Here is a 20,626-nt window from a genome sequence, read left to right as displayed (position 1 = left end):
AATAAAAAACCCTCTTACATATATGCATTTCTTCCTCATAAACCCACCTATAGCTATTGATTTCCAAAGATAGATGTTTTTGCGAGACACTGTCCGATATTATACAAAATAATAGACTTTATTCATCATTATTATCACGCACACATCTGGCATAACCTACGACATCCGTTCCCGGCGCACATACTATCTCCTGCTTATCATACTCCACTCCAATATACTCGACAGACAATGCGCTTCCACTATACCGGGTACACGACCACATGATCCGACCGACAGTCTTATCCCACAAATTATCCGTAAACTTAAACAACATAGCCATCGCCTCACAGGAATTAGGCAAACGCCAGGTCCCTTTGTCCGAGCGATCGGTCTGTTCCGAATAATTGTAACATAAGTTATGGGCCTCGTTCCAAGTGACAGGAGAGTTACCTGCCCCGTAAAGTAATTGTTTTGCCGTGATAAAACTACGATACGGACGGGCGGCCGCCTGGAACTGTGTATGACTTCCCAATGAACCGACACCGATATACGAACGCAGTGCCGTAGTACTTAGCTTATTATATGTAATTATATAATTTACACCCGTACTACCCGGTGCCGGAGAGACGAACGCCAAACCTTCATGTGCATAGCCGGTGCCGGTATAAGGTGCATGTGCCTGCATCACCGGCGGAGTACCCAGATTGCGAGCGCACCGGATATAGCAATTCTTCCTGTCCGTCTCACTGAATGAGCCGTCTTTCATCCAGTCGATCGCAGCTCCCTTATTGGCTACCAGGATAGCCAGTCCCTTCGATGCGTCGAAAGTGCTGGTTGCATAACACAGATTATCCCCCTTCTGCAAACGGGCCTGATAAAGCGGGTCATCCATCAGGAAAGTACCAACATAGAGGTGCATCATCTGTTCTTTAGCCGGTACATACCATACAATCTCATCCAGATCGATCAGGCCATTGCGATTGTTGTCTCTGTTGCGTGAAAGTGCAGCGACATTGACATAGCGACTGCTTCGCGCCATAGGCCACCCTGCACCACTATCGGACGTCCGATCGGTCACCGGAAAGATTCCGTTCCCGCCTTTCCAGGTAAACTCACCAAGGGCTTCAATCACTAGAACTTTGTTATCCCAAAGTCCTCGACAGGTATTATCGAGCCCGTCGGCAGAGGTGGAAGAAGCGGAAAGCATAGGCGCGTCAGACGTTATGTTATAGTTTCCTCCATACTCGTCCGTATGTTCGATACCGAAAGCCTTGTAGGTCAATTGTTGCCCGCTTTGTCCCGGCGAATATAAGGTCTGGATGGAACGTTGCCGGATATTCATGCCCGAACGGGTGTAGCTACTGTGACCATCGGCACTCATATCCATTCCCTGAAAAACACTCATCGTACGGTCGGCTGCATTACAGAATCTCATCCAAAATGTATTCGAAGTCGTTCCGGTCACCGGGTCCTGGATATAATAATATTCATCGACATAGACTGTGAAATAGCGGTAGAGGTAAAAATAAGCACCTCCGTCGAGCACGATATAAGGATCTTCCTCACGCCCCTCGATCTTTTTCCCTTTTGCTAACTCCGCGTTATAGATATTAATCCACGACTTCAGGTGTTGCAATAGAGTGACAGGTCCCCATAGCTGTACCGGATTACTGACCGAGCTTTCCCCCGACTCCAGGTCATACGTATAAGTATAAGGCAAGCCGTACCCGCCGGTTTCCTCTATCCGCCGGTGCAGCGTCTCCGACAGTCCTCCGTAAATATCGTTTCCCAGATAAGCAAAATGTACCCATCCGTCATCCAGCATGATCGACCGGTCGCTGCCTCCGTCATCCTGAAGCGTCACCGATACCGGACCGGAAGTAAAAGGAGTATTCACTGTATAAGAATAACCGGCACCGGTCTGATTCATTCGCGCAACCACACTCTTGAGATTCAGTCTAACCAGCCGCTGTTCATAATGTGCATCCGCCTGGAAATCGAAGTCCGAATCGACTACATTCCCTTCGGCAGCGGGTTGGTTCTCAACGCCACCAGCCTCCGCCTCGACCCGGATATTATCCACTCCGCCGACTGTAACCGTATAAGTATAATTCGAATTACGCAAAATACGATAGTCGTTCAGCTTATCCAGCTCTTGCTGTTCCGAAGAACTGCCTACCATTGATTTTTCCATATTCCCTTCCCCGATATATCCCAGATGGATGAGATAGGTTACAGTTGCCGAACATTGCTGCGTAATGCCTCCCAGCACCTTTTCCGCCGGATTGTAATATTCACCCTTCAAAACGACATAGGCGGCATTACCGGGTGCATATTTAAAACTGCCGTCCGGATTTTTCTTTTCACGTAACATATATGCTTGATCGGAAGTAAAGCCGGAATCTTCGTTCCACGACAATCCTTCGGCCTCCATCGCTGTTTTCACCTTATCGACACTCGTGAAAGGGGCAGCCGGAGCATGCCGGTTTTCAAACGTATAAAAGGTAAAGCTACTTGTTACTTTGCCATCGGCAGAGGTTTCGTCGATATAATTACCATTCATATCGGTAGTTCCTCCTAACTCTTCTGTTCCCGAAGAACAGGGGCTATCCTGCTGCCAATGCACAAACGACCGCATATGTAGTTTTTTCACCTTCCATGATTTCAGTTTGAAATAAGCGCCCGACGGCAATCTGTCCGCCAGTTTCACAACGAAATTAAACCGGGCATCCAGATGATGAAGCCGGATGGCCCCATTTACAGTCTCACCCGTAGTTTTCTTCATTATTAAGCGGCCTGTTGCGACATCACTATCCAGTACAAACTGTTCTGCACTCGCATAAGGAGAATAATCCGGCGAAGAAGAGTAATGTCCGGCAGAAAGCAAACTGCCCTGCAACCGATCGACCAGCGCCAGGCTCCTCCCACTCTCCGGCTCCGCATCCGTTGCCGTCTTAAACACATCCAACCGAGCCGTTATACTTTCCAGTTCAGCTTCATTGGCTGCATTGTGAAAAGCCTCCAACATCTCTTTGTTGTTCGACAACTGGTTAGCCGTATTCAGATTGGCAACGGCGAATATCCGAACAGAGTTGCAGGAGACAGCAGAAATACCGACCTGTATATTCCCGGAAACATCACGCGGGAAACTCTGCGTATCAGGAAACCATTTTCTCGACAGGACCGGATGAGTCGCCGGACCACCTGTCGAAGTCATATCCAGAATAAAGACATAGAGCGATGAGATATGTTTCTCTTCCTCTTCCGAAGCCCGTGTAACCACATGCAGGGCGGGATTGCCGGAAGTGACCGACAGGGTCAGCGTGCCGGGAATCCCTTCTTCCACTTCCAGGACACCACCTTTACCGGCCATCTCATCACGGCACGAGGCAAAGATGAAAAAGAAGGAAAGTATAATCGACCAAACTGGGATATCTTTGTATTTCATAGCCTGATATTTACGTAATACTCATTTGAATTCGGGAATATCGACCGAGGGACGGTCGTTCCAATCGCGCATCTCAACCGTCACGTCTTCCAGTTGAAGCGCACTGGTGTTGATCGTAGAAATTACCTGATAGGAATGGTTCCGCAGGAAACCATAATGCTTTTTACCTCCTATCCCCCCTGAGCTGTACAGGGGCGCAGTCAGTGTACGTGCTTTTGTACTTCCATTACCGGTTACGGTAATATCGAGGGTGATGGAAGGCGCCTCCGCCTCATCGTCACAAAGGTACTGGCAGGTACGGAAATAGAGAGGGGCCACACTGGAAGATTCTGCATAAAGGGTCATGAGGGATCCCCCTGTAGATTGCTCCCCATTCGTATTCGTACCCCCTTTGGCATCTTTAAACACTCCCGGACCATTGACCGCGGCAGACCATACCAAGGAACCTAAAGGAGTCTTATTATCTGCTTCATTCTCTTCCAGAAACAAATACCCTTGGTTACTCGTCTTGTCAATTGTGATCTTATCAATTTTAATTTTGTCCTCGGAATTACCGGTAAACAGGAACGAAAAACCGATACGACAATAAATCCGCTCCAACGGCATATGAAGATAAGATACGCCGCCTACCACTTTCATCGACTGTACCATAACCGGGTAATCGAGAGCGGCTGAAAGACCATTGGCTTTTACAACCAGTTTTTTTAATTTGTCTTCAACATTCTGACCTATTGCCTGACTCGGCCTACCTATCAGATAGTTTTTCACCACCTTCTTTATTTGCTCATTATAGTCTCCAAAAGAATTAAAAATGTCCGTATAGGCAGAAACCAACTGTTCAACATTGGCTATTGCATATATATTCACATATTCAATATTATCCCCTCTGTCATTCCTTTCAAAAAGCGAACTCATGATAACAGCCGTATCTCCTCTGATCTCTCCCCAAACTTGCTCATTCCAAATCGGGTTAATCCCCGGAGCATGAAATATATTAACAATAGAATTACTTCCCCGGACAATCCCATAGACATCAAGAGATTTTATACCATCCTCATTCCCTATCGCCGGAGTATGCAGATCAGCGTCTGTCTTCATAAAATCCGAAGGAGTGAACACAATCTTCGTAAATTTCTCTCCTTCGGGAAGTCCTTCCCCTACCGGTAATTCCTTTGTACATCCGGGTATTAGCAAGAATGTTACTAACCGGATAAGCGTTCTATACAGTGTCTGATAATTCATATTCACTTCAATTTGTCGTATCAGTATAATCCGGATAAATATCCTCCTTCTCCCACGGCTGTATATCACAGATAATATCGGAAGCACTCATATTGATCCGAACCGTCAGATAATCATTCCGTTTTAAATAAGGCAAGGCAAAAGTTCTATCTCGTCCGTCATCCAAAACAACATGTATATGGCTATACTTCGTCTCATCGATCAATCCTTCCTGTGCATCGTCCGGCAATGTAGGACCAAAATAGTTTTCATACAGATAATGCGTTCCCCGGTCAAACTCCAACCACTCCTGCCCCGAATGATTTTCTTGCTTGCCATACACATATCCGACAGTTCTCCTCAAATCTGCCGCCTCCGTCATGGAAGGAAAATCAATTACCCATTTTCCATTCGTCACGGCATATTTTGGGAACAGAAATGTTTGTCTGTTTGCCTGGAGGATTTCAAAGGTTTCCAGCTCAAAATTATTACTCGGAAGTTCCTTCTTCACCCGGCAGATCAGGCGGACTTTGGCAACAGCACGGATAAGCTTAAAAGTATCAGACCCGTCATCCAACATCAAATTTCCCTGTGCCGTACCCTCAGTCCCGGTCTTGTTCTTGTTCAAGGTTATCCACCCTGTCACACTCATCGACATCGGTATTCCCCTTCCGTCTTTTAGGGCAGTCATGAGCTGGTCCAATTTTAACCCTCTGCTCAATTCTCCGTCCGAACTATAGTCATCCTCATGATCATTCAGCACCATTGTCCGTAAATCCTGCAATTCCGCCTGGGTATAGCTGGCGAGGTTCGACCGGAGATCGATTCCGGGATTAGCCACCAGATAAAAACGTTTATAGCCGGGAGTGACTTCCATCTTAAAGGTATATTTTCCGTCTGTACCCTCTGCCATATCATACACACTGAACCTTTCCGCTTCGCAATACTGGCTGGCACCGATGTTGAAGACAAAGACATAAAGCGAACGGATCGCCCTTTCCTCTTCCGATCCGGCATCGGTATCGCCGGAGACTGAAAGCGGGGTGGCACGTACCGTCATGGCCAACATCACCTTACCATCGTCGGAATCGTCTTTCCCGCCTTTCTCCCCGATAAGCACCTCATTGGAGCAGCCGGACAGGAAATACGCCAACCCTGCCAGCAACAAAACAGCAATCATATGTCGGAATATTCCTTTCATTTCTTATAAATCCACAGAGCCGGGGCGTAAAGCCCAGCCGTTAATAATGATCAACCCGTCAAACCATTGTTCCTCGCCCGATTCACCTTTCAGGTAAAGGGTGATGGTATAGAAATCCTGACGGTCGAGGTATTCCTGGTCAGACTTTATCCTGCTGTCCTGTTCCCTGCCGGTCATCAGGAGGTACTCCACCAGCGGAATATCGACCAAGGTCACATCACCGGAAGCATCGGTAATATGCAACCGCATGGCATCGTTTTCCATCAGGCGCGAGAGGGACAGTTCGGCTATCACATTCGAAACCGCCTCCGCACCGCCGGACCCCTCGCCGTCCGTCCCTTCCGTTTGCAGGTAAGGGCGGTAAACCAGGGGGTGGCAGTCGAGCAACGTATTGTCGTAAGCCAGCCGTCCGTTGCCATGCGGGCATAGTATGCTAAAATCGTAATCGGCTGCATGTAGGATCGCTCCGTCACGCCGTTGAAGGATGACACGCAGAATATTCGTATCCTTGATAAGTCGGAGCGTATCGGTCTGTTCCGTACCCGGCTGAGGGACGGTGACCGTTTCCTGCATCGCCTGCCAAAGCGGGGAAAGGGGTTTGTCGCAGGGAACTTCGCCGTCGCCATCGCATCGCAGGGTGACCACCAGGTCTTCCGGTCCGGAGACACCCGCTTGCATGCCGGAAGGTTCGAAGCACCCCTCTTTCAATCCAGCCCACGCGACCAACCGGTATTTACCGGGGTCGAGCGGTAGAGGCAGGCGGTAACCGGTTTTGCGCAAGGCTTCTCCTCCGTCGCTGAACGTGCGGAGGTACTTCCCGTCGGCATCGAAGACATAAACGGAAAGGCTGTCGACCTCACCGGCAAACCGGTCGGTGAACCCCATGTTGTAATCGTAACGAAAACAAACGGAGTAGGCCTGCGGGCATCCCGCCAGATCGTCATGGATGCAGGAGGTAAAGACCGACAGGCATACCAGCCAGGCTACCAGCAATCGCCATATACGAACAGGTTCAGTCATACAATCCGGACTTTACAAGTCGATACTATGGTCTCTTTTCGCCCATGCAGAGATTTCGATACTGCAATTGATATAGGCAGTTTCAGTATCGACGGGTTCCTCCGGATCAATGGGGATCGTCGGTTCGCCCGGTTCTTTGATCGAGTTGATGGTTACGGTGTACCAGTTATTTCTTACCACGCCGTAACGGCCGAGTTGGGCCTGTGCATACTCGCCCTCTTTTACCCAGGGAGTACCGTCAGCCGGTGCATAACCACCCTCCTCATCCGTAAAATGACGGACAAAGATTTCGTAGTAACAGACGCCTTTGTCGTATTTCTGGATTCTTCCCATGCTGGAATGGAAAGCGTCCAGGGAGGCTCCGGAAAGATCGGTTGTACCAAAATCGTCTGTTTTTTGATAAGATACTTTATCCAATTTATAATGTAAATGACCATCGGACTTCAAAGTGATCTTCCATCTATTATCAGAAGAAGTACCTGTTAATTCATCTCCTGACTCAGCAGTTGTAATGCCATCTCCATTATCAGGAGCATCCGGCATATCATTATCTTTATTCAAATTATCATGTGCCCACTTTATAATATTCCAATACATATTTTTTGCTGAATAATGGGCAGCCACTGTGGTGAACGACCACCAGGTAGCATCATCATCGGTTGTATTATTTCCCGTGGCTGTCTTATTCGTACTATTAGGAATATATTTGGCCTTGACAATCAGACGGGTTACCTGGGATTTATACATCCAATTATAATCACAGGTATTTTCCAGGCAATATTCAGTGGCATCAGTCCAACCGGTATTATCCGTTACAGATTCCGGAGTCGAGAATTGAGATTCGGCAACAGTCCGGTCATAATTGGGATCGACTGCCCAATAGATACGTGCAGGATTCGTTTTAGAAGGACAAATCGCATTTCCACATAAATTTCGGGAAGACCGACATTTCCGGCGGGGTCGAGCACTAAGATTTTGTCATTGGGGTCAGAGGTAACAGAATTATCCGTCAGATATCCTCTTAATTTGTTTTGCATAATACTAGTTTTTCAAGATTAATAATTCGTTCTTACGCATGTTACGGGCGTTGTCTGCCGCGAAATCTTAACCGGACCAAACGTTCGTTCCAACACGCCGACAAATCTATGCCTTTTTTATTATCTCGCCAAATATTATTGTAATTTTTATATATTATAAAACAATCATAAAAGACCAATTCACAGATAACAGATTTCTTTTAAAGAATAACTTCAGAGAAATAGAAGCATCTTAAAAACACCAAAAACAAACCTTGTTTATCAAAGACCATACTATCCAAATAGCATAACAAGCAATTACTACCTGTTATAAAAGAAGGATTAAACCACATTTAAAATGTAATGATTTTCATAATATCTTACTGTAAAAAATAACACTTTCAAAACATCGGTTATTGTATAAAATAATAGAATAAAAAACTCTTGTATCCCCCCTCTAATTAAGCCACCATATCCAACCATCACAAACTCAAACTCAAACCCACATAACAAAAAGCAATCGGAAAACACGAATGCCGCAGGCTCTCTTTTGCCGTTGGTTTCAACCAACGGTTTTAAACACAGGAGGCAAAGCCTCTTCCTCTGTGGGATTTATCCCCTTTCATAATATCCTCCCGGAAAAGGGGTTAAAACCCACAGAGGAATCCGGCAAAGCCGGAAGGTTTATCTATCCGTCAGTTCAAACTGACGGCAAAAGAGAGCCTGCGGCACGAGGCGAGCCTCGTTTAAGAGATAATTATGGGAATAATTTTATTCTTTATTCAGGATATATTCTTATTCAACAATTTTTTAGCCTCCGCTTCCGACAGGTTGCGACGGGCGGCGTAATCTTTCATTTGTTCTTCGTCGATCGAGCCGATCATAAAGTATTGTGAGTCGGGATGGGCGATATAGATACCGCTTACCGTTGCTGTCGGGTACATGGCGCCGTTTTCCGTCAGTTTCACATGGATCTGCGACATATCGAGCAGGTTGTCCAGCGTATAATTCAACAACTGGTCGGGCAATGAAGGATAACCGATTGCCGGACGGATACCCTGATATTTCACTTTGTACAGGTCAGGGATCGACAAGGCTTCGTCCGGAGCATACCCCCAGTATTCCTTGCGGACTTTTTCATGGAGATATTCCGCCAGGGCTTCCGCCAGACGGTCCGTCAATGTCTGAAGCAACATGGAATTGTAGGTGTCCCCTTCTTCTTCCAGCTTATTCTTCAAGTCTTCGGCACCAACACCGGCCGTTACGACAAACGCCCCCGCATAATCGGTACGGCCTTCCGACACCGGCATGATATAATCGGCCAGCGATTTATAAACGCCCTCCTCCTTTTTCGACTGCTGACGCAATACCGGGATCGCGATCTCTCCCATCCGGATCGTATCGCCATCGCTGTTAGCCGGGAAGAAACCGTAAATGGCCTTGCAATATTCAGCCTTCATCTCCACCAGGCGGTCCAGCAGTTTGGCGGCGTCTTTATACAGTTGCATGGCTTCGGCAGCCTTGGCACGGTCCTCTTCCGGAAAATCGGCCAGCCAGGAAGCACGACAAGCGTCGCAACCGTGTATCTGGGTGATACCGGCAAAGCGGCCGTTTAGTTTCCAGGCGGTAAAGAAGAATGTCCAGTGTATATACGGAATAATTTCCTCCAACGGGATATAAGGCAATACATGGATACCCATCTGATTCGGAACCACCGGCGTATACCCCTTCCAATCTATCTGCTGAGGATTAGCACGAGCTTCGCTCAATGAAACCAGCACTTCCTTTTTCTTTTCCATGGAAGCACGCAAGGCTTCATATTCATTATTCAGGTTTTCGATATACGCATCACGGGTATCCGGATTCAACAACTTGGCTGCGATCAACGGATTCTGCGACGCATCGAGCACATGGATCACCGGATAGTCGTAATGAGGAGCGATCTTGATAGCCGTATGCAATTTGGAGGTTGTTGCACCACCCACCATAATAGGTATGGTCAGACCTGCTTTCTGCATTTCGTCCGTCACATACACCATCTCTTCCAGCGAAGGGGTGATCAGGCCGGACAGGCAAACCAAGTCGGGCTGCTCCTTCATGGCAGTCTGCACGATCACTTCGGCAGGAACCATCACACCCAGGTCGATCACTTCGTAGTTGTTGCAGGCCAGGACGATCGAAACGATATTCTTTCCGATATCATGCACATCGCCTTTTACAGTAGCAAAAACCACCTTTCCGGCTTTTGCCGAGCCGGCTGCCGATTTCTGCGCCTCGATGGCCGGTTGCAGGATAGCCACTGCCTTTTTCATCGTACGGGCAGTCTTCACCACTTGCGGCAGAAACATCTTTCCGGCCCCGAACAGTTCGCCGACCTTATTCATGCCGCTCATCAACGGACCGTCGATAATATCCACGGCACGCGGATACGCCTTCAACGCCTCCTGCAAGTCTTCTTCCAGATGGTCGCCGATACCTTTTATCAGGGCATATTCAAGACGTTCTTTCAAAGGCTGCTCACGCCAGGCTTCATGCTTTTCTTCCGTTCCGCCCTGTTTCTCAACGACCAGGTTCTGGGCATAGGCGATCAGCTCCTCTGCCGCTTCGGGACGGCGGTACAGGATCACATCTTCCAGCAAATTGCGGAATTCAGGTTCTATATCTTCATACAGTACGGCCGACGACGGGTTGACAATACCCATATCCAGTCCCTTGCCGATAGCATGGTAAAGGAATACGGAGTGCATCGCCTCACGTACATAATTATTTCCACGGAATGAGAACGACAGGTTACTGATACCGCCGCTCACCTTCGCACCCGGCAGGTTCTGTTTGATCCATTCGACGGCACGGATAAAATCGAGTCCGTATCCGTTATGTTCTTCCATCCCGGTTGCGATTGCCAACACGTTCGGGTCGAAAATAATTCCGTTCGGATCGAAATCTATTTTCTCCCGGAGGAGACGGTAAGCGCGTCCGCAGACCTCGGCTTTCCGTTCGAAAGTATCCGCCTGCCCTTTTTCATCGAAAGCCATCACCACGGCGGCAGCTCCCAACTGTTTGATACGGGCGGCATGAGCCAGGAAGACTTCCTCCCCTTCTTTCAGCGAGATCGAGTTGACAATACTCTTTCCCTGCACACACATCAGTCCCTCTTCGATCACTTCCCATTTGGAAGAGTCGATCATGACGGGGACACGGGCGATATCAGGTTCGGAAGCTACCAGGTTCAGGAAAGTAGTCATCTCCTTCACCGCGTCGAGCATACCATCATCCATATTGATATCGATCACCTGGGCACCGTCTTCCACCTGTTTGCGGGCAATGGTCAGTGCCTCTTCATAGTTTCCTTCTTTGATCAGACGCAGGAACTTGCGCGAGCCGGCCACGTTACAACGTTCGCCGATATTGATAAAGTTATTTTCTTTCTTTACTTCCAGCAGTTCGAGGCCCGACAGCCACAGGCAATCCGGTTTCGAAGCCGGCACATGCGGCATCGCTCCTTTTACCAATGCCGGATACTGGGCGATATGGGCCGGAGTCGTACCGCAACAGCCACCGATAATATTTACCAGCCCTTCTTCGATAAACGGTTTGACATGGACAGCCATCTTTTCGGGTGTCTCATCGTATGTACCGAAACTGTTAGGCAACCCGGCATTCGGATAGGCACTGATAAAGTAAGGGGCATGTTTGGCCAGTTCCGCCAGATAAGGCTTCATATCGGCCGCACCGAACGAGCAGTTCAGGCCGATGCTGACCAGGTTGATATGCTGGACCGATGCCAGGAAAGCACCCAGCGTCTGGCCGGACAACGTGCGTCCGCCCTGAGCCGACAACGTCAGGGACAACATGATAGGCAGGTCTTTGCCTTTTTCCTTCAAAACTGTTTCGGCTGCCTCGAGTCCGGCTTTCACATTCAGCGTATCGAAGGTCGTCTCGAAAAGGATAAGATCGACACCACCGTCAATCAAGGCCTCCACCTGTTCCTTATATGCTTTATATACATCTTTATAGGTAACGGCACGGTAAGCTGGGTTGCTTACATCTGGGCTCATGGAGGCGGTCTTGTTAGTCGGACCGATCGAGCCGGCAACAAAAATAGTCCTGCCGGGATGCTCCGCCATGAACTCATCGGCCACTTCGCGTCCCAACTTTCCGGCAGCCAGGTTTATTTCGCGCACATATTCCTGCATGGCGTAATCTTCCATCGAGATCGCGTTGGCATTGAATGTGTTGGTGGCAAAAATATCGGCCCCGGCATCCAGGTATTGCCGGTGAATGGATTTGATCACGTCCGGACGGGTGATACACAACAGGTCGTTGTTCCCTTTCAGTTGTCCGGGGAAATCGGCAAAACGGTCGCCGCGATAATCCTGTTCATTGAGTTTGAAACCCTGGATCATGGTACCCATACCACCATCCAGTATCAGGATACGCTCCTGCAGAGATCGTATAAATTGTTCTTTAGTCATAGATATGTTGTTTCTTTATGAAAAGAGAAACGGCAAGAATATCTCTTACCGTTTGAATGCCCTGTCCATCTCCCGCTTATCGTCACGGGCTTTGATGGAATCGCGCTTATCGTATTCCTTCTTACCTTTGGCAATAGCGACAACCACTTTCGCCAGCCCTTTTTCATTAATGAACATACGGGTCGGGATAATGGTAAAACCACTGTTGCGGGCGGCACTGTCTATCTTGCGCAGTTCCTTTTTGGTAAGCAGCAGTTTGCGGTCGCGGCGTGCGACGTGATTATTATAGGTACCATAGAAATACTCGGCGATATACATGTTCTTTACCCACAACTCGCCCTTCTCCATGATACAGAACGTATCCACCAGGCTGGCTTTTCCCAGGCGGATGGATTTGATCTCCGTCCCTGTCAGCACAATCCCGGCAGTAAAAGTGTCGAGCAATTCGTAATCGAAGGTTGCCCGCTTATTCTTTATCTGTATATTATTACTAATCTTTTCTTTCATCTTTTTCTAACTGTCAATAACGTAACCCCGGCATCAGCATGAATAAAACAAACTCGATCACCGCCGGTGTCAGCAAAATGATAACGGTCGTTATACCGGCAAACTTCAGGCGTTCTTTCTCTTCCACCTGCATGTAAGGGCCGGCCCCTTCCCATACAATATAAAATGTATAAAGTATAAAGATGCGCAGGAAGAAAAACTCCGGCAACAGCATCAGTACGACGTTCAACGCAAACATCAGGGAGGATGAATAACCGACAAAACGCTGGCAAAGTTTCATGTCTTTCTCTCTTTTGAACAATCCCTGCCAGGCTTCATTCAGCAAATACGCCCCGAGATAAAAACCTCCGAACGAAGCGACCAGCGTTTTGATCGACGACTTCAACGCCAGTTCGACATCAAATTCCTTCCGTGTAAACAATACGCCCAGAAAAGCTGCCACAGTTACCAGCCCGATTAACGGATATATAAAGCGCGACAAGAACTCGTCGCCCTTCTCTTCTTTCCTCGACAGCATATCCCAGGCCTTCCCCGGTTGGGATATGATGGCTATAACCCATTTTATTATCTCCTTGTACATCTCTCTGTTTTTCTATTTGAATGTATTCTCCCTATCCCCTCTATTTATCTGTTTTTCCTTATTCCGTCCTGCTGTTAATTTTATATTCTATCGGTTCCGTCCTGTCCCAGATACAGGCCGTCGTATCCTTATTAAAAGCAGAAGCATAATTGATCGCTATAGAAAATGTGTTACTGCCTTTTTCTTCCTCCAAAGCACTCACCATATTATAGAACTCTTCCACACTAAAGGCATTCACCAGGTTCAGTTGCTGGCCTTTAGGCAGCTCCTCTCCTTCCCCGACTTCAATTCTCGCTATCGCTCTCAGATATAAATTGTAAATACGTTTGCCGTCTTCCTGGGTATACAGGTTTTCAGGATTATAGCTTATCATGAAACTATCCTTCTGGTTCTCCACAACCGTATGGGTACTCCATAAAAACAGCCGGCCTCTGATATAAAAGTCCCTTCCAGTGATAGCTTTTGTCAGCATCTCGTCTTTCAATACAACCGTCGTATCCGTCCAGTTTTTATCCACAGGCCACAAATCCACAGGAACAGGATTTTCTATCAACTCGATAGACAAACTATCCGAATTCTGTAACTCAGGAGCAGCCGAATCAAATGAATATTGTATCAGAAAACAATCGCCATTATTCCCGCTTACGCCTAAATTGGTACCATAAAGGAAACGCCCGCCCTCAACAAAGAAGCCCTGGGTCGGACGGGTCTGATACACAGCTTCCTGCTCCCCTACGGTGATCTGTGTATTCGTATCCCCCAGACAAGAGGACATCATCAACAAGCAAACTATGAATATGCTATATAACTCTTTATTTTTCATCACATTCTATCTTTACGAACATTCAAGTTAAACCACACCCCACATGACGGGATCGTACAAAGGTAGTAAAAAAGGAAACACAACAAACAAGAAAACCGGGAACCTTTGCAAAAACAAAGAAACCCGGCTTTCTCTATATAAATAATTAACAATTAAATCGTATCGGAGTAGTAGGCTTTCGGAAGCTGGCGGCAGTTGTACTGGGAAGCCATCACCTCGCCGTAAGCACCGGCCGAACGCAAGGCGATCAGGTCTCCACGATGCGCTTTATTCAATTCTACATCTTTACCGAACACGTCGGATGATTCGCAGATAGGGCCAACTACATCATACAAATCAACCTCTTCATCACTGGAAATATTCTCAATCCGGTGATAAGCGTCATACATGGCCGGACGGATCAGTTCAGTGAAACCGGCATCCAGGATAGCGAATTTCTTTGTCTCGCCCTCCTTTACATACAGCACCTTTGAGATCAATGTACCGCACTGGGCTACTACCGAGCGGCCCGGTTCGAAATGTACCTGCTGGCCGGGACGTACTTTCAGCAATTTGTTGAATACGGCAAAGTAATTATCGAAAGCCGGGATCGGCAAATGATTCGGATGATAATAATCGATACCGAGGCCGCCACCGAAATTCACATTTTCGATCCGGATACCACGTGCTTCCAGGTCTTCCTGTATTTCGTTTACACGAATCACCAGGTTACGGAAAGCCGACATGTCCGTGATCTGCGAACCGATATGGAAATGAATACCGATCAGTTTCACATTTTTCAGATTCGCCAGGTTATCCAGCACCTGTCCTAACTGGCTCAGGTTGATACCGAACTTGTTCTCCTTCATACCGGTCGTGATCTTGGCATGTGTATGGGCATCCACTTCCGGGTTGATACGGAGAGCGACCGAGGCTACTTTATTCTTTGCGGCAGCCAGTTCGTCGATTATCTCCAACTCTACCGCCGATTCCACATTGAAACAGAAAATATCGTTATCCAGTCCCAGGTTGATCTCCCAGTCGGCTTTACCCACACCGGCAAAAACGATCTTATCAGCCGGGAAACCTGCATCCAATGCCGCTTTAACCTCACCGCCGCTTACACAATCAGCACCCAATCCGTTTTCAGCTATGATAGAAAGGATTCGCGGATTGGCATTTGCCTTTACGGCATAATGTGCATGATAGCCGTATTTGCCGGCTTCATTCTTCACCATATCCAGTGTATCCTGTAATAACTTTACATCATAATAATAGAAAGGCGTAGGAAGTGCCTTCAATTTATCTATCGGGAATGTTCCTTTGAGCATATTACTTTATTATATATAAATTAAAAAAAAGGGCAGTCCGGAAAAGGCTGCCCTCATATATTTAGTTGTTAAATAAATGATCGCTTAACGCTTGCAGCGCTTTCACTTTATCAGTAGCTTTCACCAGAAGCGAAACGTTGTAGTTGCTACCGCCATATGATATCATACGTACCGGAACATCTTTCATCGCCTGAACGATGCGGGCTTCAAAACCGACGTTATCCCATTCCAGGTCACCAACTACGCAAACAATTACCATATCTTCATCTACGGTAACGGTTCCGTATTTCTTCAGGTCGTCTACAATTTCTTCCAGATGTTTGCGGTTGTCGATCGTTACCGATACGCCTACCTCAGAAGTAGTAACCATGTCGATCGGAGTCTGGTAGTTTTCGAAAGTTTCGAATACCTTACGCAGGAAACCGGTAGCCAGCAGCATACGGCCGCTCTTTATCTTAATGGAAGTGATATTGTCTTTCGCTGCAACGGCTTTGATCTTTCCTTTTTCGGTGTTGTTGGAGATCAATGTACCCGGAGCATCCGGCTGCATAGTATTCAGCAGGCGAACCGGTATATTGTTCAACTTGGCCGGCAGGATACAAGTCGGGTGCAGGATCTTCGCACCGAAGTAAGCCAGTTCAGCTGCTTCCTCGAAATGCAGGTTACGGACAGGAGATGTTTTATCTACGATGCGCGGATCGTTGTTGTGCATTCCGTCGATATCTGTCCAGATCTGGATTTCATCAGCATTGAGGGCTGCACCGATCAAAGAAGCGCTATAGTCGCTACCACCACGCTGCAAGTTATCAATTTCACCGTAAGCATTACGGCAAATGTAACCCTGAGTGATATACAACTCGGCATCCTTATGTTCATTCAGCAGTTTAACCAGACGCTCTTTGATATATACAGGGTCCGGTTCTGCATTCTTGTCCGTCCGCATATATTCCAATGCCGGAAGCAGGACAGACTTCACACCTGTTTCATTCAGATACAGGTTCATCATGCCGGTAGAGATCAACTCGCCTTGTGCCAGCACGACCTTTTCTTCGAACAGGGTGAACAGGTCTTTAGTAAAAGTGCGGATATAATCGAAATGAGATTTTACAAGTTCTTTGGCTTTCTGCTTATATTCGTCGGTACTGTACAGTTCTTCGATATGTCCGTAATATTTCTGTGCAAGCTTATTGATGATTTCATTTGCACCATCCGGATTTTTCTTGTACAGGTAGTCGGATATTTCAACCAACGAGTTGGTTGTACCTGACATGGCAGACAATACGACAATGTTACGGTCGCCCGTGCAAATCAATTTTGCTACATCTTTCATTCTCTGTGCAGATCCCACAGAAGTACCGCCAAACTTTAAAATTTTCATTTTCTTTTCCTATAATTAAATTGTTCGTTCCTTGCTTCTTTTGCGTGTGCAAAGTTACATAAAAAATTATTCACCGACATCACCCAGGCGTGCATTCTCACATTTAACTATACGGGCCGGATAATTATGCACCAGTGTGTAGTTATGTGTAGTCATTATCACCGCCGTACCCTTCTCACAGATGTCGTGCAGAAGCTGTACGATCTGGCCGCTTGTTTCAGGGTCCAGATTGCCGGTCGGCTCATCGGCTAATATCAGTTTAGGATCATTCAGGAGTGCTCTTGCTATGACGATACGTTGCTGCTCGCCACCCGATAGTTCGTGCGGCATCTTGTACCCTTTGTTATGCATACCCACCTGGTGAAGCACATCGTCGATGCGCTCCTTAATCTCGCTCTTCTTCTTCCAGCCTGTCGCCCGCAAGACGAACTCCAGGTTTTTGATCACCGAACGGTCGGTAAGCAGCTGAAAATCCTGAAACACAATCCCCAGCTTACGGCGAAGATACGGGATATCTTTCCGTTTCATCTTACAGAGATTGTAATCCAACAGCCAGGCATCACCTTGGCTGATGGGGATTTCGCAATACAAGGATTTCAACAGACTGCTCTTTCCGGAGCCTACTTTTCCAATGACGTACACAAACTCCCCGTTACACAAGGTAAAAGAGGCATCATGTAAAATGACATTTTCATCGCGGCAGATTTCTACGCCATCCAGTCTGAGCAGTGTTGTATCTTCCATAGTAATTTATCCTTTATGTCTTTTCTTTAATTCGCGTGCCAGGTCTTCCAGACGAAGTCCTTTGCTGGTGAGTAATACGATCAGATGATAGATCAGGTCGGATGCTTCGTAGATAAAGCCGTCTTCCGTTCCGTTGGTCGCTTCGATCACAGTTTCAACCGCTTCCTCTCCCACTTTCTGGGCCATACGGTTCACACCTTTCAAAAACAGGGAAGTCGTATAAGAGCCTTCCGGCATTTCCTGGCGGCGCTGTTCGATAAAGTCCTGCAAATATTTCAGGAACATGATATCTTCCACATTCTTTTCGCCGAAGCAGGTATCAGCACCTGTATGGCAAACCGGACCGGCGGGATTGGCTTTGATCAGGATCGTATCATTGTCGCAATCCACCATCATGCTAACCACCTGCAGGGTGTTGCCGCTGGTTTCGCCTTTCATCCATAAACGGTTCTTTGTACGGCTAAAGAAGGTCACCTTACCGGTTTCCTTTGTTTCTTCATAGGCTTCTTCATTCATAAAACCCAGCATCAATACTTTGTTGGTATTGTTATCCTGAACGATTGCCGGGATAAGTCCGCCCATTTTTTCAAAATCTAATTTCATCTTATTCTTGTAATTATATTCTTACATTGATTCCTTCCCTGTTCAGATACTGCTTCAGGTCGGCTATGCCGATTTCACCGAAGTGAAATACGCTGGCAGCCAATGCCGCATCAGCCTTACCTGCCGCGAATGTATCACGGAAATGTTCCATCTTTCCGGCACCACCCGATGCAATGACCGGGATATGCAGGTTGTCCGCCAGAGTCGACAACGCCTCGTTTGCATAACCGTCTTTCACACCGTCGTGTGTCATGCTGGTAAACAGGATCTCTCCGGCTCCCAGGTTTTCGGCTTCGGCCGCCCACTGGAAAAGATGTTTCTCTGTCGGGATACGTCCGCCGTTCAGATAACAGATCCAGTCGCCATTCTCATAATTTGCATCGATGGCCACGACGCAGACCTGGCTTCCGAAGTTCTTCGCGATCTCTTCGATCAACGAAGGGTTGCGCAGTGCCGCCGAGTTGATGGATACCTTATCGGCACCGGCACTCAACAGACGGTCTACGTCTTTCAATTCGTTAATACCGCCGCCCACAGTAAAAGGGATGCAGATATTAGCGGCCACTTTCTTAACCAGTTCGGTAAAGGTCTTACGTCCTTCATGCGAAGCGGTTATGTCCAGGTAGACGAGTTCGTCAGCTCCTTCCCGGCTATATTGAGTTCCCAACTCCACAGGGTCTCCTGCATCGCGGAAATTTACAAAATTAATACCTTTTACTGTTTTTCCATCTTTAATATCCAGACAGGGCACTATTCTCTTGGCTAGCATACGTTGATTTCTCCTTTGTTTCACGTAAAACGAAGCAGATCTTTCAAATCGATCTTTCCTTCGTAGATGGCTTTGCCGAAAATTACCGCCGGTATTCCCGCCTCAGCCAGTTTTTCTATATCTTCAATTGAACTGACGCCGCCGCTGGCTATAATATATATAAAAGGTAATGCTTCCCGTATTTCCTTATATAATCCGATAGCCGGTCCCTGCAGCATTCCATCCCGACTGATATCCGTACAGATCACTTTTGTGATTCCTTTGTCGTAATACCCCTCGATGAAAGGGATCAGTTCCTTATCAGTAGTTTCTTCCCACCCGCTGATAGCAATCTTTTTATCTTTCGCATCAGCGCCTAATATAATCTTTTCGCTTCCGAACTTGGTAATCCAGGAAGTAAAAACTTCCGGGTTCTTCACTGCGATACTTCCGCCGGTCACCATCTGCGCACCGCTTTCAAAAGCAATCTCCAGATCATCTTCCTGCTTCAGTCCGCCACCGAAGTCTATCACCAAAGCGGTCCGTGTCGCCAGTCTTTCCAACACACGGTAATTGATGATCCGTCCCTGACGGGCACCGTCCAGATCCACTACATGCAAACGACGGATGCCATGCGCTTCGAACATCTTCGCCACTTCCAGCGGATCTTCGTTGTACACCTTCTTGGTATCGTAATCGCCTTGCGTCAGGCGGACACATTTGCCATCTATCAAATCTATTGCAGGGATAAGCTCGATCATATTCTCTTACAGTTTTAGAAAGTTCCTCAGAATTACTTCACCGACCGAACCACTTTTCTCCGGATGGAACTGCGTTGCGTAGAAGTTATCCTTATGCAGCGAAGCACTGAACGGTAATATATAATTAGTGGTAGCAGCCGTATATTCATTTACGGGTACATAATAACTATGTACGAAGTAAACAAATTTATTCTCCAATTGTGCGGTAAATAAACCGTCTTTAACCTGAGTTATAGTATTCCATCCCATATGGGGCACCTTATCCTCATGACGGTGGGGAATGAACCGCTTTACTTCCGTGTCAAAAATCCCCAGGCACTCTGCATCTCCTTCCTCAGAATGACGACACATTAATTGCATACCCAGACAAATACCCAATACGGGTTGTTTCAGATCCTTAATAACAGCATCCAGTTTATGTTCCTGCAGATGAGCCATTGTCGTTTGTGCCTCCCCTACACCCGGGAAGATCACTTTATCTGCTTTACTTAATACTTCCGGGTCCGCTGTTATCACAGGACTTACGCCCAATCGTTTCAGTGCATAATTCACTGAGTAGATATTTCCGGCATTATACTTAATAATGGCGACGTCCATTTTTCTTTCTCCGTTTTCTTTTTTTATATTGAGTTGCAAAAGTAACAAATTATCATAACATATCACCGTATGGTTTATGAAAAGTTGCCAAACAGTATAGATTTGTAACAAACCTGTTTTCTAAATAGGTAATTGGAAAATGAAAAAAGCCATAACACACGAAACGCCCAAACATAAAAAAAGCCTGCTAATCTAACGACTAACAGACTTTTTTT

The 20,626-nt window shown here is 47.0% G+C and carries 16 protein-coding genes; all 16 read right to left on the bottom strand.

The window, feature by feature from the left end:
- Window positions 1-118: 118 nt before the first annotated feature.
- The 16 genes from DWW91_RS05610 to hisH all read right to left on the bottom strand — a co-directional run bounded on the left by DWW91_RS05610 (window position 119) and on the right by hisH (window position 20,411).
- Window positions 119-3,427 (bottom strand): DUF4906 domain-containing protein, encoded by a 3,309-nt coding sequence (locus tag DWW91_RS05610; protein WP_122327195.1) that lies wholly within the window; start codon window positions 3,425-3,427, stop codon window positions 119-121.
- 21 nt (window positions 3,428-3,448) lie between these two features.
- Window positions 3,449-4,669: a hypothetical protein gene (locus DWW91_RS05605; RefSeq protein ID WP_122327194.1), complete on the bottom strand. Its 1,221-nt coding sequence runs from the start codon at window positions 4,667-4,669 to the stop codon at window positions 3,449-3,451.
- A gap of 7 nt (window positions 4,670-4,676) precedes the next feature.
- Window positions 4,677-5,849, bottom strand: a complete 1,173-nt coding sequence (locus DWW91_RS05600) for a fimbrial protein (protein WP_233584421.1) — start codon at window positions 5,847-5,849, stop codon at window positions 4,677-4,679.
- Between the two features lie 3 nt (window positions 5,850-5,852).
- Window positions 5,853-6,869 carry a FimB/Mfa2 family fimbrial subunit gene (locus tag DWW91_RS05595; RefSeq protein WP_122327193.1) on the bottom strand — a complete coding sequence of 339 codons (1,017 nt, stop codon included), beginning with the start codon at window positions 6,867-6,869 and terminating at the stop codon, window positions 5,853-5,855.
- Between the two features lie 12 nt (window positions 6,870-6,881).
- Entirely contained in the window at window positions 6,882-7,616 is a 735-nt protein-coding gene (locus DWW91_RS05590; RefSeq protein ID WP_233584419.1) for an Mfa1 fimbrilin C-terminal domain-containing protein, read from the bottom strand.
- A 1,051-nt stretch (window positions 7,617-8,667) separates the two neighbouring features.
- The gene (metH, locus tag DWW91_RS05580; RefSeq protein ID WP_122327191.1) at window positions 8,668-12,360 is read right to left on the bottom strand and encodes a methionine synthase; all 3,693 of its coding nucleotides are present in this window, start codon (window positions 12,358-12,360) and stop codon (window positions 8,668-8,670) included.
- Between the two features lie 45 nt (window positions 12,361-12,405).
- A complete protein-coding gene (gene smpB, locus DWW91_RS05575; RefSeq protein ID WP_007657455.1) occupies window positions 12,406-12,867 on the bottom strand; it encodes an SsrA-binding protein in 462 nt (153 codons plus the stop codon).
- Window positions 12,868-12,880: 13 nt separating this feature from the next.
- The gene (locus tag DWW91_RS05570) at window positions 12,881-13,447 is read right to left on the bottom strand and encodes a YIP1 family protein (RefSeq protein WP_007657454.1); all 567 of its coding nucleotides are present in this window, start codon (window positions 13,445-13,447) and stop codon (window positions 12,881-12,883) included.
- A 58-nt stretch (window positions 13,448-13,505) separates the two neighbouring features.
- On the bottom strand, window positions 13,506-14,270 hold the full coding sequence (locus DWW91_RS05565) for a hypothetical protein (protein WP_007657453.1): 765 nt from the start codon (window positions 14,268-14,270) through the stop codon (window positions 13,506-13,508).
- A gap of 152 nt (window positions 14,271-14,422) precedes the next feature.
- Entirely contained in the window at window positions 14,423-15,580 is a 1,158-nt protein-coding gene (lysA, locus tag DWW91_RS05560) for a diaminopimelate decarboxylase (RefSeq protein WP_046145156.1), read from the bottom strand.
- A gap of 61 nt (window positions 15,581-15,641) precedes the next feature.
- Window positions 15,642-16,958 (bottom strand): aspartate kinase, encoded by a 1,317-nt coding sequence (locus DWW91_RS05555; RefSeq protein ID WP_007657450.1) that lies wholly within the window; start codon window positions 16,956-16,958, stop codon window positions 15,642-15,644.
- Window positions 16,959-17,024: 66 nt separating this feature from the next.
- Window positions 17,025-17,702 (bottom strand): cell division ATP-binding protein FtsE, encoded by a 678-nt coding sequence (locus DWW91_RS05550; protein WP_007657449.1) that lies wholly within the window; start codon window positions 17,700-17,702, stop codon window positions 17,025-17,027.
- A 6-nt stretch (window positions 17,703-17,708) separates the two neighbouring features.
- The gene (gene hisIE / locus DWW91_RS05545) at window positions 17,709-18,305 is read right to left on the bottom strand and encodes a bifunctional phosphoribosyl-AMP cyclohydrolase/phosphoribosyl-ATP diphosphatase HisIE (protein ID WP_007657448.1); all 597 of its coding nucleotides are present in this window, start codon (window positions 18,303-18,305) and stop codon (window positions 17,709-17,711) included.
- A 13-nt stretch (window positions 18,306-18,318) separates the two neighbouring features.
- Window positions 18,319-19,074 carry an imidazole glycerol phosphate synthase subunit HisF gene (gene hisF / locus DWW91_RS05540; protein ID WP_122327190.1) on the bottom strand — a complete coding sequence of 252 codons (756 nt, stop codon included), beginning with the start codon at window positions 19,072-19,074 and terminating at the stop codon, window positions 18,319-18,321.
- Window positions 19,075-19,094: 20 nt separating this feature from the next.
- The gene (gene hisA / locus DWW91_RS05535; RefSeq protein ID WP_007657444.1) at window positions 19,095-19,814 is read right to left on the bottom strand and encodes a 1-(5-phosphoribosyl)-5-[(5-phosphoribosylamino)methylideneamino]imidazole-4-carboxamide isomerase; all 720 of its coding nucleotides are present in this window, start codon (window positions 19,812-19,814) and stop codon (window positions 19,095-19,097) included.
- A gap of 6 nt (window positions 19,815-19,820) precedes the next feature.
- The gene (gene hisH, locus DWW91_RS05530) at window positions 19,821-20,411 is read right to left on the bottom strand and encodes an imidazole glycerol phosphate synthase subunit HisH (protein WP_007657442.1); all 591 of its coding nucleotides are present in this window, start codon (window positions 20,409-20,411) and stop codon (window positions 19,821-19,823) included.
- Window positions 20,412-20,626: the final 215 nt, after the last annotated feature.

This window comes from Parabacteroides sp. AF17-3 (assembly GCF_003635445.1).
Taxonomy (GTDB): domain Bacteria; phylum Bacteroidota; class Bacteroidia; order Bacteroidales; family Tannerellaceae; genus Parabacteroides; species Parabacteroides goldsteinii.
The sequence above is the reverse complement of the archived record's forward strand: the minus strand, read 5'-3'. Positions and strand labels throughout refer to the sequence as shown.

What these genes read in the sequence shown, in the direction of transcription:
- DWW91_RS05610 (WP_122327195.1), bottom strand. Translation starts at nt 3,427, where the DNA reads ATGAAATACAAAGATATCCCAGTTTGGTCGATTATACTTTCCTTCTTT.
- DWW91_RS05605 (WP_122327194.1), bottom strand. Translation starts at nt 4,669, where the DNA reads ATGAATTATCAGACACTGTATAGAACGCTTATCCGGTTAGTAACATTC.
- DWW91_RS05600 (WP_233584421.1), bottom strand. Translation starts at nt 5,849, where the DNA reads ATGAAAGGAATATTCCGACATATGATTGCTGTTTTGTTGCTGGCAGGG.
- DWW91_RS05595 (WP_122327193.1), bottom strand. Translation starts at nt 6,869, where the DNA reads ATGACTGAACCTGTTCGTATATGGCGATTGCTGGTAGCCTGGCTGGTA.
- DWW91_RS05590 (WP_233584419.1), bottom strand. Translation starts at nt 7,616, where the DNA reads ATGTATAAATCCCAGGTAACCCGTCTGATTGTCAAGGCCAAATATATT.
- metH (WP_122327191.1), bottom strand. Translation starts at nt 12,360, where the DNA reads ATGACTAAAGAACAATTTATACGATCTCTGCAGGAGCGTATCCTGATA.
- smpB (WP_007657455.1), bottom strand. Translation starts at nt 12,867, where the DNA reads ATGAAAGAAAAGATTAGTAATAATATACAGATAAAGAATAAGCGGGCA.
- DWW91_RS05570 (WP_007657454.1), bottom strand. Translation starts at nt 13,447, where the DNA reads ATGTACAAGGAGATAATAAAATGGGTTATAGCCATCATATCCCAACCG.
- DWW91_RS05565 (WP_007657453.1), bottom strand. Translation starts at nt 14,270, where the DNA reads ATGAAAAATAAAGAGTTATATAGCATATTCATAGTTTGCTTGTTGATG.
- lysA (WP_046145156.1), bottom strand. Translation starts at nt 15,580, where the DNA reads ATGCTCAAAGGAACATTCCCGATAGATAAATTGAAGGCACTTCCTACG.
- DWW91_RS05555 (WP_007657450.1), bottom strand. Translation starts at nt 16,958, where the DNA reads ATGAAAATTTTAAAGTTTGGCGGTACTTCTGTGGGATCTGCACAGAGA.
- DWW91_RS05550 (WP_007657449.1), bottom strand. Translation starts at nt 17,702, where the DNA reads ATGGAAGATACAACACTGCTCAGACTGGATGGCGTAGAAATCTGCCGC.
- hisIE (WP_007657448.1), bottom strand. Translation starts at nt 18,305, where the DNA reads ATGAAATTAGATTTTGAAAAAATGGGCGGACTTATCCCGGCAATCGTT.
- hisF (WP_122327190.1), bottom strand. Translation starts at nt 19,074, where the DNA reads ATGCTAGCCAAGAGAATAGTGCCCTGTCTGGATATTAAAGATGGAAAA.
- hisA (WP_007657444.1), bottom strand. Translation starts at nt 19,814, where the DNA reads ATGATCGAGCTTATCCCTGCAATAGATTTGATAGATGGCAAATGTGTC.
- hisH (WP_007657442.1), bottom strand. Translation starts at nt 20,411, where the DNA reads ATGGACGTCGCCATTATTAAGTATAATGCCGGAAATATCTACTCAGTG.